At 67.9% G+C, this 16,082-nt stretch carries 14 protein-coding genes; 10 read left to right on the forward strand and 4 right to left on the reverse strand.

Annotated features, from left to right (window positions below):
- Positions 1-30 precede the first annotated feature (30 nt).
- The 4 genes from GV832_RS09385 to GV832_RS09400 all read left to right on the forward strand — a co-directional run bounded on the left by GV832_RS09385 (position 31) and on the right by GV832_RS09400 (position 3,214).
- Positions 31-834: a DeoR/GlpR family DNA-binding transcription regulator gene (locus GV832_RS09385; RefSeq protein ID WP_227754328.1), complete on the forward strand. Its 804-nt coding sequence runs from the start codon at positions 31-33 to the stop codon at positions 832-834.
- Between the two features lie 159 nt (positions 835-993).
- Entirely contained in the window at positions 994-1,461 is a 468-nt protein-coding gene (nrdR, locus tag GV832_RS09390; RefSeq protein WP_168774593.1) for a transcriptional regulator NrdR, read from the forward strand.
- A gap of 182 nt (positions 1,462-1,643) precedes the next feature.
- On the forward strand, positions 1,644-2,549 hold the full coding sequence (gene denD, locus GV832_RS09395; protein ID WP_168774594.1) for a D-erythronate dehydrogenase: 906 nt from the start codon (positions 1,644-1,646) through the stop codon (positions 2,547-2,549).
- Positions 2,546-3,214: an SDR family NAD(P)-dependent oxidoreductase gene (locus GV832_RS09400; RefSeq protein WP_168774595.1), complete on the forward strand. Its 669-nt coding sequence runs from the start codon at positions 2,546-2,548 to the stop codon at positions 3,212-3,214. The genes denD and GV832_RS09400 overlap by 4 nt, the downstream gene beginning before the upstream one ends.
- A 225-nt stretch (positions 3,215-3,439) precedes the next feature.
- On the opposite strand, the gene GV832_RS09405 is transcribed toward GV832_RS09400, so the two are convergent.
- Positions 3,440-4,354 carry an alpha/beta fold hydrolase gene (locus GV832_RS09405; RefSeq protein WP_168774596.1) on the reverse strand — a complete coding sequence of 305 codons (915 nt, stop codon included), beginning with the start codon at positions 4,352-4,354 and terminating at the stop codon, positions 3,440-3,442.
- Positions 4,351-4,629, reverse strand: coding sequence for an SCP2 sterol-binding domain-containing protein (locus GV832_RS09410; protein WP_168774625.1), 279 nt, complete (start codon positions 4,627-4,629; stop codon positions 4,351-4,353). Before GV832_RS09410 ends, GV832_RS09405 begins: the two co-directional genes overlap by 4 nt.
- Before the next feature lie 44 nt (positions 4,630-4,673).
- On the opposite strand from GV832_RS09410, the gene GV832_RS09415 reads away from it, so the two are divergent.
- From GV832_RS09415 to cobT, 6 genes are all read left to right on the forward strand, one after another.
- The gene (locus GV832_RS09415; protein ID WP_227754329.1) at positions 4,674-5,258 is read left to right on the forward strand and encodes a tetratricopeptide repeat protein; all 585 of its coding nucleotides are present in this window, start codon (positions 4,674-4,676) and stop codon (positions 5,256-5,258) included.
- A 1-nt stretch (position 5,259) separates the two neighbouring features.
- Positions 5,260-8,229 (forward strand): helicase-related protein, encoded by a 2,970-nt coding sequence (locus tag GV832_RS09420; RefSeq protein ID WP_168774597.1) that lies wholly within the window; start codon positions 5,260-5,262, stop codon positions 8,227-8,229.
- Entirely contained in the window at positions 8,230-8,550 is a 321-nt protein-coding gene (locus GV832_RS09425; protein WP_168774598.1) for an RNA-binding S4 domain-containing protein, read from the forward strand.
- 48 nt (positions 8,551-8,598) lie between these two features.
- Positions 8,599-8,937, forward strand: a complete 339-nt coding sequence (gene fdxA, locus GV832_RS09430) for a ferredoxin FdxA (RefSeq protein ID WP_168774599.1) — start codon at positions 8,599-8,601, stop codon at positions 8,935-8,937.
- Between the two features lie 301 nt (positions 8,938-9,238).
- The gene (locus tag GV832_RS09435; protein WP_168774600.1) at positions 9,239-9,748 is read left to right on the forward strand and encodes a CarD family transcriptional regulator; all 510 of its coding nucleotides are present in this window, start codon (positions 9,239-9,241) and stop codon (positions 9,746-9,748) included.
- 202 nt (positions 9,749-9,950) lie between these two features.
- Entirely contained in the window at positions 9,951-10,955 is a 1,005-nt protein-coding gene (cobT, locus tag GV832_RS09440) for a nicotinate-nucleotide--dimethylbenzimidazole phosphoribosyltransferase (RefSeq protein ID WP_168774601.1), read from the forward strand.
- Positions 10,956-11,232: 277 nt separating this feature from the next.
- Here the strand turns inward: cobT and GV832_RS09445 are convergent, their stop codons facing one another.
- Both GV832_RS09445 and GV832_RS09450 read right to left on the reverse strand, forming a co-directional pair.
- Positions 11,233-13,137, reverse strand: coding sequence for a cation:proton antiporter domain-containing protein (locus GV832_RS09445; protein WP_168774602.1), 1,905 nt, complete (start codon positions 13,135-13,137; stop codon positions 11,233-11,235).
- Positions 13,138-13,257: 120 nt separating this feature from the next.
- Positions 13,258-16,056 (reverse strand): hypothetical protein, encoded by a 2,799-nt coding sequence (locus GV832_RS09450; RefSeq protein ID WP_168774603.1) that lies wholly within the window; start codon positions 16,054-16,056, stop codon positions 13,258-13,260.
- Between the last annotated feature and the right edge of the window lie 26 nt (positions 16,057-16,082).

The following is a 16,082-nucleotide window of genomic DNA, read 5'->3' on the forward strand; positions in this document are numbered from 1 at the left end:
GCCCTAGACAGAAGGCAACGAAAGGAGGGCATGATGGCGATGGAACGTGGCGAGACATCCTTCGTGGGCCTCCTCTCCGAGCCCCGGCGGCGGCGCATCCTGGATTGGATCCAGGAAGAGGGCGCGGCGCGGGTGCGCGACCTCGCCCAGGCCTTTCAAGTGTCCGAGGCGACGATCCGCCAGGACCTGGAGCGGCTGGAGGCGGAAGGCCATATCACCCGCGAACACGGCGGGGCCTTTTTGAACTCGGTGCCCGCGCAGGTCCATGCCATGGCCCTGCAACATCAAGAGAACATGGAGAAAAAGCGCAAGATCGGGGCTTTGGCGGCTTCGCTGGTCGCCGATGGCGAGACCTTGATCCTGGACGCAGGGTCGACCACGACCGAGATCGGGACAAGGCTGACGACCAAGCGCGACCTGACCGTGATCACCAATGCGCTGAACATCGCGCTGACCTTGGGCGCCGTGCCGGGCTTTGCCGTCCATATGCCGGGCGGCCAGTTCAAGGCGCCGACCCTGTCGCTGTCCGGTGACAAGGCGGTCGAATATTTCCGCAACATCTTCGCGGGCAAGCTTTTCCTGGCCACCGCTGGCGTGGCTTTGGATGCCGGGCTCACCTATCCCTCTTTCGCGGACCTTCAGCTGAAAGAGGCGATGATCAAGGCCGCTGCCCATGTGATCCTGGTGGCCGACAGCTCCAAGATCAACAAATCCAGCTTCACGCGGCTCGGCGCCCTGGAGGTCATCCAGACCTTCATCACCGACGACGGAATCTCCGACACCGACGCCCAAGCCTTCGAACGGCGCGGCGTCAAGCTCTTGGTCGCCGTCTGAGCGCGGCGCGCTTGTGAGTCTTGGCCGCCACAGTCCCCCACTATATTTAGTAGGCACGCGCCGCAGTCTTCCCCAGGGCCGTGGCTTGCCCCTATGATTGGCGGCAACGACGGGGGCGAACCCCGCGACTTGAGGCAGGTTACATATAAGGGGAAGGCCATGCGCTGCCCGTTCTGCGGCAATATCGACACGCAAGTGAAGGACTCCCGTCCGGCCGAGGATCACGTCTCGATCCGGCGGAGGCGCTTCTGCCAGGCCTGCGGGGGCCGCTTCACCACCTATGAACGCGTGCAACTGCGCGACCTGGTGGTGATCAAATCCTCCGGCAAGCGCGAGGATTTCGACCGGACCAAGCTGGAGCGGTCCATCCGCATCGCCATGCAGAAACGCCCGATCGAGCCCGAACGCATCGACCAGATGATCAGCGGCATCGTGCGGCGGCTGGAGTCCCTGGGCGATACCGATATCCCCTCCAAGCAGATCGGTGAGATCGTCATGGAGAGCCTGGCGCGGATCGACACGGTGGCCTATGTGCGCTTCGCCAGCGTTTACAAGAACTTCCAGGCGGCGGACGACTTCGACCGCTTCGTCAGCGAGCTGCGCCCGCCGCAGGCGCCGGAAGAGTAAACGGGGGGACTGCCGTCCCCCCGTGCCCCCCCAGCCCGGAGGGGCCCTCGGGCCCCTCCGGACCTCCCCGTGACGGGGCAGGACCGGGGGCTGCGCGTCAGCCGCGCTTGCCGCCTGCGCCACCATGGGCCCCTTTCCTCCCCCGATCGGCTCTGCCATTCTCCCCCCAAAGGGAGACCCATATGAAAATCCTCATCCTTGGCGCGGCGGGCATGATCGGCCGCCGCTTGGCCCAGGCCCTCTCGGCCCATGACCTGACGCTGGTCGACATGATCCAGCCCGACCAGCCCGGCGCCATCTGCATGGCCCGCGACCTGACCGCCGATCCCGCGCCTCTGCTGGCGGGCCGCCCCGAGGCGATCATCCACCTGGCCGCCGTGGTCTCGGGCGAGGCCGAGGCCGATTTCGCCAAGGGCTATGCGATCAACCTCGACGCCTCCCGCGCGCTCCTGGAGGCGATCCGGGCGATCCCGGGATACAGGCCGAAGCTCCTCTTCGCCTCCTCCATCGCGGTCTTCGGCACGCCTTTCCCCGACCAGATCCCCGACGATTTCCACCTGACGCCCCGCACCTCCTATGGCACGCAAAAGGCCATGACCGAGCTTTTGATCAGCGACTACACCAGGCGCGGCTTCATCGACGGGCTGTCGCTGCGGCTGCCCACGATCTGCATAAGACCCGGAGCGCCCAACAAGGCCGCTTCGGGCTTCTTCTCCAACATCCTGCGCGAGCCCTTGGTGGGCCTGCCCGCCGTCCTGCCGGTGGAGGACAGCACGCGCCACTGGTTCGCCTCCCCCGCCTCGGCGGTGGGCTTCTTCACCCATGCTCTGGGGCTGGACCTGGGCCAGTTCGGCGCGGCCAGGGCGCTGAACATGCCCGGGCTCTCGGCCACGGTGGCCGAAGAGATCGAGGCTTTGCGCCGGGTGGCGGGCCAAAAGGCCGTCGACCTGATCGAGGTCAAGCGCGACGAAACCATCGCCGCCATCGTCGCGGGCTGGCCCTGCGACTTCACCGCGACACGGGCAAGGGCGGCGGGTTTCGTGGCAGAGACCTCCTTCGACCAGATCATCGCGGCGCATCTGACATGAGGCCGCTGCATCCGACGGCCCTGGTGACCGGCGGCAATCGGGGCCTGGGACGCGCCATCGCCAAGGGCCTGATCGAGCGGGGCGTGCGCGTGACCATCGGCGCGCGGGAGGCAGCCCTTGGCGCCGAGGCCGCCCGGGCGCTTGGCTGCGACCATGTCCATCTCGATCTCACCGAGGCCGATACCTGGTTCGAGGCCTTTGCCCGGAAGGGCGGCTGGGACATCCTGGTGAACAACGCGGGGCTTTACCGCCAGGGCTCGCTTCTGGAGCCGGGATCGGATTTCACCGAGGCCATGGAGGTCATGGTGGCAGCGCCCCTCGACCTGATCCGAATGAACATGGGCCATTGGCGGCAGAGGGGCTGGGGGCGGATCGTCAATGTCTCCTCGGGCCTGGGGTCCTTTGCGCGGGGATTGGGCGGACCCGGCGCCTATTCCATCGCCAAGGCCAGCCTGAACGCCCTGACCCGCGTCCTGCCGCGCGATCTTCCGGATGGCGTCAAGGTCAATGCCTGTGACCCGGGGTGGTTGCGCACCCGGATGGGGGGAGATGGGGCTCCTCTCTCGGCCGAAGAAGGGGCAGATACCCCGGTATGGCTGGCGCTTCTGCCCGAGGATGGGCCGACGGGCGGCTTCTTTCGGGGCAGGCAGCCGGCGGAGTGGTAGGGCAGTCGTTGGCCTGGGGCTCGACCGACTGGAAGGGCGGTCTTTGGCTTTGGCCTGGGGCTCTGCCGACTGCGGGCGGGGCTCTGCCGACTGGACCCTTGCCCTGCACCTTCTCCCCAAGTCCCGCCGACTGGGCCTTCAGTGTCCGTGGCCACCCGCCCCGTCCCCACAGTCGGCAGGGCCAGTGTCCCCGTTGCAGGACCCGGCGTCAGTCGGCGGAGCCCCCTAGCCGCCGAAATGCCCCAGGACCCGGGCGAGGAAGGCCGCCCGCAGCTCGGGGCGCTCCATCAAGATCTCGTGCCGCCCGCCCTCGGCCACATGCAAGACCCCGCCCGGCCAGCGTGCCATCCGCGCGGGGATCGGGCGGGGATCGACCACGCGCTCATCCGTTCCCATCCCGGTCAGGCAGGGCACCGGGGGAGAGGGCAGGGTCTCCAGCGCCGCGCACTCCCGCAAGGCCGCGCCCGCAAAGGCGATCGATGGCCCGCCCAGGGCGAACTCGGGGCGCGAGCGGGCCTGACCCACCATCCGCGCCCACTCCGATGGGTCACTGGTCAGGCGGTTGGCTTTGAACACCCCCTGGGCCACGACATTCTGCCGCGCCGTTCCCGGCGCCAGCCAGTCCGCGATCCCAAGCCGCCCCGCGACCTTGGGCAGGACCATGGCCAGCGGCCTTTGCCAGGCCGCCACCGGCACGCCCCACATCGGCGAGGAAAAGGCCACCCGCGCAAAGGGCAGACCCCGCACCAGCGCCCTGAGCCCGATGCAGCCGCCCATGGAATGGGCGAGGAGATATCTCGGCCCCGGGATATCCGAGGCCAGCTCCATCACCGCATCGAGATCGCGCTGATACTCGTCGAAATCCCCCACATGCGACCGCATCGGATCGGAGAGCGCCCGGTCTGACAGGCCCTGACCGCGCCAATCCACCGAGACCACCGAAAACCCCGCCGCGACAAGGTCGCCGGCCAGGACCCCGTATTTCTCGACATATTCCGTCCAGCCCGGCAGGACCACGACCAGCCCCCGCGCGCCCCCGCGCCACAAAGCCGCGCGGATCCGCACCCCGTCGCGCGTCCGCAGCCAGTGGCCCGAAGCCGGGGGCCCGCCCGCCAGGGCCTGGTCGTAAGGCGCGCTCAACTCAGCGCCGCTCCAAGCTTCATCGCCAGCCCCATCGAGCCATCGACCTTCAGCTTGCCCGTCATGAAGGCCACCGTCGCCGAGGTATTGCCCGAGAGAAGCCCCTCGAAGACCTCCGTGCTGGCGGTCAGCGTCACATCGGCCGGCTCATCGCCTGCGCGCGGGCCGTTTTCGTCCAGCATCAAGGCGCCCTCGCCGATGAAGACGAACTTCGCCACCGCGTCGAAACTCTTGCCTGCCAGCGCCGTCACCGCCGCGTCGATCACCTTGCTCATCATGTCTCCTTTGTGAGCCCAGCCCCTCTGGCGTTTTCGGCCCCATGCGTTACCTTGACCTTATGAAAGCCCGAGCCGCCCTTGCCAATGGTTTCGTTGCGTCGCTTTTCGCCCTTTGGGCGTGCGGCGTCCTTGCCGATGCGCCGGGCGATTCGCCAAGGCTGGACGATCTCTTCCAGCAATTGCAGACCGCCACCGACCAGGAGGCCGAGGGGATCACCGAAAGCATCTGGCTCGAATGGTCGAAATCGGGCTCTGCCGCCATGGACCTGCTTTTGCGGCGCGGCGAAGAGGCCATGGCCATGGGTGACCCGATGACGGCGGTCGATCATGCCTCGGCGCTGATCGACCATGCGCCCGATTTTGCCGAAGCCTATAACCTGCGCGCCACGGCCTATTTCCAGATGGGAGAGCTTGGCCTCTCCCTGGGCGATATCGGCAGGGTGCTTGCCTTGAACCCCCGGCATTTCGGCGCCATGGCCGGGCTTGGCGCGATCTTCGAAGAGCTGAACGAGCCTGCCAAGGCGCTGGAGGTCTACCAGGAAGCGCTGAAGATCAATCCGCATATGCAGGATGTGAAAGACGCCATCGCCCGGATCGACACGCAGATCGGCGGTCAGGAACTGTAGGATGGCGGAAAAACCCACGGTGATGGCGGTGCTTGGGCCGACCAACACCGGCAAGACGCATTACGCCATCGAAAGGATGCTGGCCCATCGGACCGGCGTCTTCGGCCTGCCTTTGCGGCTCTTGGCGCGCGAGGTCTATGACCGCATCGTCAAGGCGCGGGGGCCCTCCTGCGTGGCCCTGGTCACCGGGGAGGAACGCATCATCCCCGACCGCCCGCAATATTGGGTCGCCACGACCGAGGCCATGCCCTTGGAGATCGGCGCCGATTTCGTGGCGGTGGACGAGATCCAGCTCTGCGCCGACCCCGAGCGCGGGCATATCTTCACCGAGCGGCTCTTGCACGCGCGGGGGCTCCTGGAGACGGTCTTCCTGGGCTCTGACACGATGCGGGGCGCGATTGCGGGGCTGGTGCCCGGCGTGCAGTTCTTCAAGAAGGACCGGATGTCGACCCTGACCTTTGCCGGGTCCAAGAAGATCGGGCGGATGCCGGAGCGGTCGGCCATCGTGGGCTTTTCGGTCGAAAACGTCTATGCCATGGCCGAGCTTCTGCGCCGCACCAAGGGGGGTGCTGCGGTCGTCATGGGCGCGCTCAGCCCCCGGACGCGGAACGCCCAGGTGGCGATGTATCAGAACGGCGATGTGGATTACCTGGTGGCCACCGATGCGATAGGCATGGGGTTGAACCTGGACATCAAGCACGTCGCCTTCTCCTCCACCGCCAAGTTCGACGGGCGGCGGATGCGGGCGCTGAACACGCAAGAGATCGGCCAGATCGCAGGCCGGGCAGGGCGGCATACCGAAAACGGGACCTTTGGCATCACGGGCGAGGCCCGCCCCTTCGACGAGGACGAGATCGACGCCATCGAGAACCACCGCTTCGCCCCGGTCAAGAAGCTGATGTGGCGGAACTCCGACCTCGATTTCGGCAGCGCCGACCGCCTGATCCGGTCCTTGGAAGCACCCACCCATGACCCCTGGCTCTCGCGTGCGCGGGATGCCGACGACGTCCTGGCGCTCAAGGCCCTGTCCAATGACCCCGATGTCAAGGAGAAGCTGACCGGGCCGCAGCGCGTCAAGCTCCTCTGGGATGTCTGCCGCGTGCCCGACTTCCGCGGCACCTCGGAAAGCGAACACTACGCGCTCTTGACCCGGCTTTTCGAGTTTCTGACCGGCAAGGGCCTGGCCCAGACCCGCATCCCCCAGGATTGGCTGGCCAAGGCGGTCGAACGCATCGACAAGCCGGGGGGTGACATTGACACGATCAGCAAAAGGCTGGCCTATATCCGCACCTGGACCTATGTGGCTCAGCGTCGCAACTGGGTCGAAGACGAAACCCATTGGCGGCAAGAGACGCGTGCAGTAGAAGACCGATTGTCGGATGCGTTGCATCTGGCTTTGACACAACGATTTGTCGACCGGCGCACCAGCGTTCTGCTGCGGCGGTTGAAGCAAAAGGAGACCCTCGTGGCCGAGGTGAATGACAAGGGTGAAGTGACGGTCGAAGGCGAGTTCGTCGGCCGTCTGGAAGGCTTCCGCTTCCAGCAGGATGCCAGCGCCTCGCCGGAGGCAGCGGCAACTTTGCGGACGGCGGCCCTTGCGGCGCTGCGTCCCGAGTTCCACCTGCGGGCGGACCGGTTCTACAACGCGCCCGATCCCGAGATGGATTACACGACGCAGGGCGGGCTCATGTGGGGCTCGACCGCGATTGGCAAGCTCGTGAAGGGCGCCGATCCGATGCGTCCCTCGGTCGAGGTCTTTGTCGATGAAGAGGCCGGTCCCGATGTGGCCGACAAGGTCCGCCGCAGGGCTCAGCATTTCATCGACCGCAAGGTGGCGGCGCTGTTCGAGCCGCTGACGACCATCGCCAAGGACGAGACCCTGACGGGCCTCGCCAAGGGCGTGGCCTTCCGCCTGGTCGAGCAGATGGGTGTCATCCAGCGCGAGGATATCGCCAATGACATCAAGTCGCTGGACCAGGAACAGCGCGGCGTCTTGCGCAAGCATGGCGTCCGCTTCGGCCAGTTCACGATCTTCCTGCCGGTTCTCTTGAAGCCCGCTCCGACCCGTCTGCGCCTGGTGCTGCATTCGCTCTGGGCCGGTCTGTCGGAATTCCCCGAGGCGCCGCCTCCGGGCCTGGTGACCATCCCCAATATCGCCGAGCTTCCCCGCAGCCATTACACGCTCTCGGGCTATCACCCCGCCGGCGCCCGCGCGATCCGCATCGACATGCTGGAGCGCCTGGCCGATATCCTGCGCACCAAGGACTCGCGCCTGGGCTTCGAGGCCACCCCGGACATGCTCTCGATCACCGGCATGACGCTGGAGCAGTTCTCGGGCCTGATGGAGGGCCTGGGCTACAAGGGCGAGAAGGCCGAGCGTCCCAAGACCAAGGCTGCTCCGGCCCCCGTGCCGGAGCCTCTGGCCGAGGCCTCGGATGCGCCGGTGAACCCGATCCCGGAAGAGGTCTCGCTCCTCGCCCCCGCGCCGGAGCCCGAACCCGTGGCGGCCGAACCCGCCGAGGCCGCGCCCGAGGCCCCTGCGGTCGAGATGGAGACCTATTTCACCTTCACCTGGGCGCCCAAGCCCCGGCCCCGTCCCGAACGAGCGCCCCGTCCGCAAGGCGAACGTCCGCAAGGCGATCGGCCCCAGGGTGATCGTCCCCGCCGCGAAGGCGATCGTCCCAAGGGCGACCGCCCGCAGGGTGGCCGTCCGCCCCGCGACCAGAACCGTGGGCCCAAGCCCGAGGGTGAGGCCGCTCCGGTCGCCGCCGAAGGCGCCGAGGCTCCGCGCCCGCCGCGTGGCGACAAGCGTCCCGACCGCAAGGACTTCAAGGGCGACCGTGGGGATCGCAGCAACGATCGCAAGGGGGGCGGCGAGAAGCCCAAGTTCGAGGCCCGTCCGCCGCGCGCCGAAAAGCCGGTGGACCCCGACAATCCCTTCGCCGTCCTCGCCAGCCTGAAACTGAAATAAGTGGCGGGTCCGGGTGGAAAATCCGGACCCCTTCAAGCGCGCCTGCGGCTGGACAAATGGCTCTGGCAGGCGCGCTTCTTCAAGACGCGCGACCTCGCGGCCGAAGTGGTCTGCGAGGGTCACCTGCGGCTGAACGGCCAGCACTGTCTGAAGCCCGGCCATGGTGTCGGCCCCGGCGATGTCCTGACCTTTGCGCAGGGCGCCCGCATCCGTGTGATCCGCGTTCAGGCCCTCGGCGCCCGTCGCGGGCCTGCTTCCGAGGCACAGGGGCTCTATCTTGACCTCGATCCGCCCCCTGACGCCGCTTCGCATCTTGAATGATCCGTCCGCATTGGGTAGCAAGACGCCGCGCAAGAAGGATGACCTGATATGACCTATGTCGTGACCGACAATTGCATCGCCTGCAAATACACCGATTGCGTCGAGGTTTGCCCCGTGGATTGCTTCTACGAGGGCGAGAACATGCTGGTCATCCATCCCGATGAATGCATCGACTGCGGCGTCTGCGAGCCGGAATGCCCCGCCGATGCGATCCGGCCCGATACCGAGCCGGACCTGGACCATTGGGTCACCTTCAACCGCAAATATGCCGAGCTGTGGCCGGTCATCGTGACCAAGAAGGATCAGCTTCCCGAAGCGGCCGAACGCGATGGCGAAACCGACAAGCTCAAGAAGTATTTTTCCGAAGTCGCAGGCCCCGGCGGCTGAGATCGCGGAACGATTCGCTCCCGATTGGGGCCGATGCATGACGGGAATGCGGGGAATGCAGGGGCTTTGCCCCTGATTCTTGGTTCATGGCGGGCCTCTTGCCGCAGGGCAGGCTTGGAAAAACGCAAATTTTGTGTTATACGATAGTCACAATCCAAGACGGATGCTTGTGATCGTTTGCGGCCCTGCTCGCCCGGAACGAGACCTGCTGAAGAATGGAAGGCCCTGTCGGCGTGGCTTTTGGCTGCGTTCGATGAATTTTCGTCTCGTGTATCTGGACGTCTGAAGGACAAGACCCTCAATGACCAAATCGAAGAAGCCCGACTTCCGCCCCGATGATTTCGTGGTCTACCCCGCCCATGGCGTGGGCAAGATCATGTCCATCGAAGAGCAGGAGATCGCGGGCATCCGCCTGGAACTGTTCGTGATCTCTTTCGAGAAGGACAAGATGACGCTGCGGGTTCCGACCCACAAGGCGACCGAGATCGGCATGCGCCAGCTCTCCTCTCCCGATGTGGTGACGCGGGCGCTCGACACGCTGAAGGGCAAGGCCAAGACCAAGCGCGCCATGTGGTCGCGCCGGGCGCAGGAATATGAACAGAAGATCAACTCGGGCGACCTGATGGCGATTGCCGAGGTGGTGCGCGACCTGCACCGCTCGGACGACCAGCGCGAGCAGTCCTATTCCGAACGCCAGCTCTACGAGGCGGCGCTGGAGCGTCTGACCCGTGAAGTCGCCGCCGTGGCCGGCGTCGACGAGGCGGGCGCGCAGAAGAAGGTCGACGAGGTCCTCCTGGGCCGCGCGGCCTGAGAGCGGTGGGTTTCACCCACCCTACGACATCGACAAAGGCGGTCCTTCGGGGCCGCCTTTTGCTTTGGGTGGGGCGGTGCGCTGAAGCGCACCCTACGCGCAGCCTGCGCGCAGGCCTCGATGTCGGGATTGCCGCCCGAAGCGTCCATCCGGCTCTGGCATCCGGCCGCCCGATTTTGTAGGGCAGGGGGACAGCACAAGGATGCCCGCCATGACGCTTGATGACTTCCGCGCCCTGATCGCCGACCTGCCCTCCGCCGATGGGGCCGCCATGGCCGGGGCCCTGTCCCGCAATGGGCAACTGACCAAGCCCCCGGGCTCGCTTGGGCGGCTCGAGGGCGTGGCGATCTGGCTGGCGGGCTGGCAGGGCTCCGAGAAGCCCCGGGTCCTCGCCCCCCAGGTCGCGATCTTCGCGGGCAATCATGGGGTCGTGGCCCAGGGGGTCAGCGCCTTCCCGGCCGAGGTGACCGTGCAGATGGTGGCCAATTTCCAGCACGGCGGAGCGGCGGTGAACCAGCTCGCCCGGGTGGCGGGCGCCGCGATGACCGTAACCGCGCTGGAGCTGGACCGTCCGACCGCCGATTTCACGGCTGGCGATGCCATGACCGCTGATGAAACCGCCGCCGCGCTGCAAGCGGGCTGGGACGCGGTCCTGGACAGCGCCGACCTCCTCGTCCCGGGCGAGATGGGGATCGGCAACACGACCTCGGCCGCGGCCATTGCCCATGCGCTCTACGGCGGCACGCCCGAGGATTGGGTGGGCCGGGGCACCGGCGTCGATGATCAGGGCCTCGCCCGCAAGGCCAGCGCCGTGGCCCGCGGCGTGGGCCGCCTCGGCACCCGCGACCCGCTGGGTGTCCTGGCCGGTGTCGGAGGCCGCGAGATCGCCGCCATGGCCGGTGCCATCCTGCGCGCCCGCCACCTGCGCATCCCGGTTCTCTTGGACGGCTTCATCGCCTGCTCGGCCGCCGCCGTGCTGCAAGCCGCCAATCCCCAGGCGCTCGACCATTGCATGGCCGCCCATGTCAGCGCCGAGGCCGCCCATGGCCGCCTTCTGACCGCGCTGCGCAAGGAGCCGCTGTTGAACCTCGGCCTGCGCCTCGGCGAAGGCTCCGGCGCGGCGCTGGCCATCAACATCGTCCGCGCGGCGGCGGAGTGTCACTCCGGCATGGCGACCTTTGCCGAAGCCGGCGTGGCTGGCGGCTGACCCGGGGTATACCCCGGGCTACGCGGCGGAGCGAGAGCCCCGAACTGCCAAAGCTCCCGAAGGCGCAACCCCCCGGCCTTCGGCCTCCCAGCGCGCCCGAACCACAAGCGCCCCTTTCCCTTTCACCTTGGCACAAATATCCCACGGGAGGGTCCGGGAGGGTGTGAAACCCTCCCGGGGGTTCCGCAAGAGACCGGCGAGGCTGTGAAACCCTCCCGAGCTATCCACCAAGAAACGGGAAAGGCCGTGACCCGATCCCGGGCTTCTCACAGGCCCCTCACGCCTCCTTCTCCGGCTCCATCGGCCGCAGGTCATAGATCTCCTCGATCAGCGCGGTCTCCAGGTCGCGGTCCAGCTGCTTGGCGCGCTCGACATAGGCCGCGTTCTGATCGACCGGCTGGCCCGGCACCCAAAGCTCGGCCAGGTCGCGCATCGCGGCCCGGTCGGTGCGGAAATAGGCCTTGGACAGGGCCGCCGCCTCGTAATCGGAATAGCCCATATTCTCAAGCACATAGCGCCCGGCCCTGAGACTCGAGTCGAAGGTCTCGCGCACGATGTCATTGGCGCCGGCCTGGTAGAGCTCATAGACATGGACCCGATCCCGCGCCCGGGCCACGATATGCAGGTCATGACGCTTGGACCGCGCAAAGCGCACGATCTGCACCGCCTTTGCGGGGTCGTCCACCGCCACGACCAGGACCTGGGCCGCACCGAGGCCCGCCGCCTCCAGGAGTTCCGGCCGCGAGGGGTCGCCGTAATAGCCCTTCACGCCAAAGCGCCGCATGGTCTCGATCATGCCCGGATCGGCGTCCAGAACCACCGTGGGCACGCCCGAATGCCGCACCATCCGGTTCACCACCTGGCCAAAGCGCCCGATCCCCGCGATGATCACCGTGCCCTTCTCGTCGATCTCGTCGGCCGGACGCTCGGTCGTCCGCGCCGCCAGCCGCAGGGCCACCCGGTCGAAGATCAGGAACAGCAAGGGCGTCAGCAGCATGGACAGCGAGATCACCAATTGCGCCATCTGCCCCGCGACGATGGGCAGCGCCCCCTCGGTCCGCGCCACCGAGACGACGAGGAAGCCGAACTCGCCGCCCTGCGCCAGGCCCAGGGTAAACAGCATCCTCCCCCTTGGTCGCAGCCGGAAGACCAGGGCGATGACAAAAAGGATCGCTGCCTTGATCGCGATCAGGCCAAAGGTCCAGGCCGCGATGGTCAAGGGCTCGCGCAGCATCAGGGCGAAGTTGACCCCCATCCCCACGGTCATGAAGAACAGCCCCATCAAGAGCCCCTTGAAGGGCTGCAGATCGGCCTCGAGCTGGTGGCGGAACTCCGAGTTGGCCAGGACCACCCCGGCCACGAAGGTCCCCAGGGCGGGCGAGAGGCCCACCAGCATCATCAGGAAGGCGATGCCCAGCACCAACAGAAGCGAGACGAAGGTCGACATCTCGGGCAGGCGGGCGGCATGGACGAAGCGGAAGATCGGGCGGCTGACGTAATGGCCGACCAGCACGATGGCCACCACGACCGACAGGGTCAGCGTCGTCATGGCCCAGGCGGGCAGGGTCTGGACGAAATGCACGAGCGGCTCGGCCATGCCCGCATCATGCGCCACCACGGTCTCGGGATTGGTCACGCCAAAGGTCTCGGCCGTGAGGCCCGACACTTCGGGCAGGACCAGGAGCGGCATGACCGAGAGGATCGGCACCACGGCCAGGTCCTGGGCCAGAAGCACGGAGAACACCGCCCGCCCGCCGCCGGTTCCCATCAGGTTCTTCTCGGCCAGGGTCTGCAAGACGATGGCGGTCGAGGACATGGCGGCGATCATCCCCAGGACCAGGGCCACCTGCCATTGCTCTCCGGCAAACCACAAAGCTCCGGCGATGGCCGCGATGGTCAGGCTGATCTGCAGCCCCCCCATGCCGAAAAGCCGCTTTCTCATGTCCCAAAGCTGGGCAGGTTCCAGCTCCAGCCCGATGAGGAACAGCATCAGCACGACGCCGAATTCCGCGAAATGCTGCAAATCGGCCGTCCCCGCCCCGGCAAGCCCCATGACCGGTCCCATCAGGATCCCCGCCGTCAGATAGCCCAGGACCGAACCCAGCCCCAGGCGAATGGACAGCGGCACCACCAGAACGGCGGCGGCCAGATAGATCGAAGCTTGCAGCAGGAAACTCTCCATGCCGTCCTTTCAATAGATTGGGGAAGCCCCGGAGAGGTCCGGGGTTTCGACAGGTATTCCATCCCTCCAGCCCTGTGAAAAGACCCGAGGCGGCAAAAACACTGGAAAGGTCCGAAAAAGTCAGCCCGTGGGCAGGGCGAGGGTCACCATCCGGCCGCCCTTTTGATACTGCACCGAATTGGCCGTGATGGCAGCGATCGAGCCACCGTCGAGCCGGTCGCCCACACGCACCTTCTTCACCGCGCCATTGGGCTGGCGCACCATGGCAAAGCGGTTCGAGGGCGTGCCGAAAACCGCCAAAAGCGCCAGCTTGTTGGTGTTCAAGGCGTCTTTCGTCGTGGCCTGCTTGGCCACCGAGGCATTGGTGGGCAGGTCGGGCGCGCGGTTGTCAGGCTCGGGCTCGTCCTGGACCACCTCTTGCGCCGGGGCCTCGGGCTGGTCCAGCGCGGCCGTGACGGCCTCGTCCACCGCGCGGTTCAGGTCGGTCGGCCGGACCGGCGGGCGCGGGGCGCGGGTGACGGGCGCGGTCAGAAGCGGCGCGCCAGAGGCCACGAGCGAGGCATTGTTGGCGGCAGGCGCGGGCTCTTCGACGGCAGGCGCCTCGGGCAGTGTCAGGCCATCGGGCCGCGCGGCAGGGCGCAGGGCGGCAAGGCGCAGCTCTTCGGCCGTGGGCGCGGGGGCAAGGGCGCCCTGCTGGTCATCCACGGCAGGTGCCGCCTCGGGGGAGATCTTGGGGGTCGTCTCGGGGGCAACAAGGCCAGCGGGCCGGGCCGCGGGGCGCTTGCCCGCCAGTGCGGGGTCGGCAATCGGGGCGGGGTCCTGGGGTTCCACCGCTGCGGCGGTGGTCAGGGTGGAGGCCCCGGCCCCCGGCGTCGCGGTTTCAGTCGGCGGGGCGACGGGGTCGGGAGCAGCGACCACGGGCAAGTCGGCAGTCAACTCGGCCGGTCTCTGCGGCGGAACCCGCGCCGGTTTGCCCGCAACAAGCAGAACGCCCTCGGGAGACATGATTCCCTCGGGCGTTGGTATGATCAGGCCGTTTGCGTCGAATTTGTAGACCGTCCCGAAGGGCGGCGGCGCAGGCGGCGCGGCGGGCTGACTGTCCACCCCCGCCGCAAGGGGGCCAAGCGCTTGCGGCGCGCTGACGCCGGGGGGCGTGTCGGCGGCCGAGAGCCGGATTGCGTCGCCCTGCGGCGCGGCCCCGGCGCGCGGCGCGCTCAGGGTCGAAAGCGTGGTATCGGGCGCCGCTGCCGCAACCTCGGTCGCGGGGGCAGCGGCTGGCGCCTCGGGCGAAGCCGCCGCCGTCTCGGTCGCAGGCGCGGCGGCCGGGGCGGATTCGACCGCCGTTTCCTGCGCGGGAGCCGCAGCCGTCTCCGTTGCAGCCGGAGCCGCAGCCGTCTCGGTCGCGCCTTGGGTCTCTGCCGGGGCGCTCAGGCTTGCGGCATTGCTGTCGAGCGGCGTGCCCGAAGAGGGCTCGGTCACTTCGCCCGTTCCCATGAAGAACGAGGACCAGACCGCGACCCCGGCCAGCAAGAGCAAGAGCGCCACGGTCAGGATCACGCCCAGGTAACGCGGCTTGCCGCCGATCGGCGTGCGGCCCTTGATGACGGTCTGTGGCCGCGCGGGCTTGGGCGCGGCCTCGGCGCCTTCGGCCGTGGCAGGGGTGGGCAGGGTGACGACGTTCTTTTCGCGGCGCGGGATGCCCGGGATCGTCGTGGCTGTCACGCCGGCGGACTTGCCCTTGACCGGCTTGCCGCCCTTGGACGGGAAGGCCAGGGTCTCGGCCTTGGCCGGGGGTTTGGCCATGGCGGGCCGCGCGACGCCCGGACGGCTGACGCCACCGATGTTGCGCGGCTCGGCCTCGGTCTTGGGAGGCTCGACCGGCTCGGACCCCGCCTTGCGCCCGGCCAGGGCCGCTGCGATGGCCGGAGCCACGGGCGGGGGCAGGTCGTCTTCGACCGCAGGATCCGCCATGACATCCAGCGCCATCGGCGCCTCGTCGGCCAGGGCCTGGGGCGATTCGTCCCGTGGCTTGGGCTCGGCAGGCTGGGAAGCGGGGGGGTGGGAAGCGGAGGGTTGGGAAGCAGAGGGCTTGGGATCGGCAGAGCGGGCAGGCGCCTCGGCCGCAACCTTGGACATTGCCGCAATCAGGTCAGGCGCTGCAACTGGAGCGGGCTCCGCAACAGGAGCGGCCGCAGCCGGTTCAGCCGCCTGGCCGAAGAGGTCGCCGGTTGCCGGAACCTCCCCCGCGGCCTCGGGCTCTGTCACCGGGGATTCAACGGCCTCGGCCTCGGCTTCCAGGTCGCGGGCATCGACCACCGGGGGTGCAAGGTCCGCCTCGGTGATCGCGGGCCCCGGCTCGGGCTTCGGCGCCTCGCGCAGGATCACCTGCACCGGCTCGCTGTCGCGCTCGACCTTGTCGGCCTCGCCCAGGACCTGCGGCGCCAGCGCCGTCGGCCCGAAGAAGGGCTCGCCGTCGAAGGTCCCCGCCTCGGGCACCGAGACGAAGGAGACCGGGTTGAAGCGGTGCTGGGCGGCGAAGCCCTCGGCCTCGGCCAGGGTCTCCTTGGCGATGACCGCGACCTTGACCGTCGGACCCTCGCCCGACCAGTCCCAGGCCAGGTCATCGACCGCATAGGGGGTGCGACCCTCGAGTGCCAACCGGATCAGCCTGCGGCGGCGCGAGCCATCCGAGGCGCCGACATCGACATCCGTGTAAAGGATCTGCTCGTTGGGCAGGATCAGCTTGGTCGTGATGCCCCGGGGCGAGAGCCCCATGGCGGTCGAGCGCAGATAGGCCAGCGTCTCGTCAAAATCGGGGGCGCCAAAGGCGGCGGAGCCCACAAGGCTCCAGCCGCGGGAGGTGCGGTGCAGGAGTGTGACCTGGCCGTCACGGAAGTCGAGGGCGAAGGTAGGTTTCATGGGACGCGTCTAGCACAGGCCTTTCG

This window comes from Stagnihabitans tardus, assembly GCF_009925085.1.
GTDB classification, from domain to species: Bacteria; Pseudomonadota; Alphaproteobacteria; order Rhodobacterales; family Rhodobacteraceae; genus Stagnihabitans; species Stagnihabitans tardus.

Bases quoted from the DNA above. Each gene is read 5' to 3' on its own strand.
- GV832_RS09385 (WP_227754328.1), top strand. From the start codon at position 31: ATGATGGCGATGGAACGTGGCGAGACATCCTTCGTGGGCCTCCTCTCC.
- nrdR (WP_168774593.1), top strand. From the start codon at position 994: ATGCGCTGCCCGTTCTGCGGCAATATCGACACGCAAGTGAAGGACTCC.
- denD (WP_168774594.1), top strand. From the start codon at position 1,644: ATGAAAATCCTCATCCTTGGCGCGGCGGGCATGATCGGCCGCCGCTTG.
- GV832_RS09400 (WP_168774595.1), top strand. From the start codon at position 2,546: ATGAGGCCGCTGCATCCGACGGCCCTGGTGACCGGCGGCAATCGGGGC.
- GV832_RS09410 (WP_168774625.1), bottom strand. From the start codon at position 4,629: ATGAGCAAGGTGATCGACGCGGCGGTGACGGCGCTGGCAGGCAAGAGT.
- GV832_RS09415 (WP_227754329.1), top strand. From the start codon at position 4,674: ATGCGTTACCTTGACCTTATGAAAGCCCGAGCCGCCCTTGCCAATGGT.
- GV832_RS09420 (WP_168774597.1), top strand. From the start codon at position 5,260: ATGGCGGAAAAACCCACGGTGATGGCGGTGCTTGGGCCGACCAACACC.
- fdxA (WP_168774599.1), top strand. From the start codon at position 8,599: ATGACCTATGTCGTGACCGACAATTGCATCGCCTGCAAATACACCGAT.
- GV832_RS09435 (WP_168774600.1), top strand. From the start codon at position 9,239: ATGACCAAATCGAAGAAGCCCGACTTCCGCCCCGATGATTTCGTGGTC.
- cobT (WP_168774601.1), top strand. From the start codon at position 9,951: ATGCCCGCCATGACGCTTGATGACTTCCGCGCCCTGATCGCCGACCTG.
- GV832_RS09445 (WP_168774602.1), bottom strand. From the start codon at position 13,137: ATGGAGAGTTTCCTGCTGCAAGCTTCGATCTATCTGGCCGCCGCCGTT.
- GV832_RS09450 (WP_168774603.1), bottom strand. From the start codon at position 16,056: ATGAAACCTACCTTCGCCCTCGACTTCCGTGACGGCCAGGTCACACTC.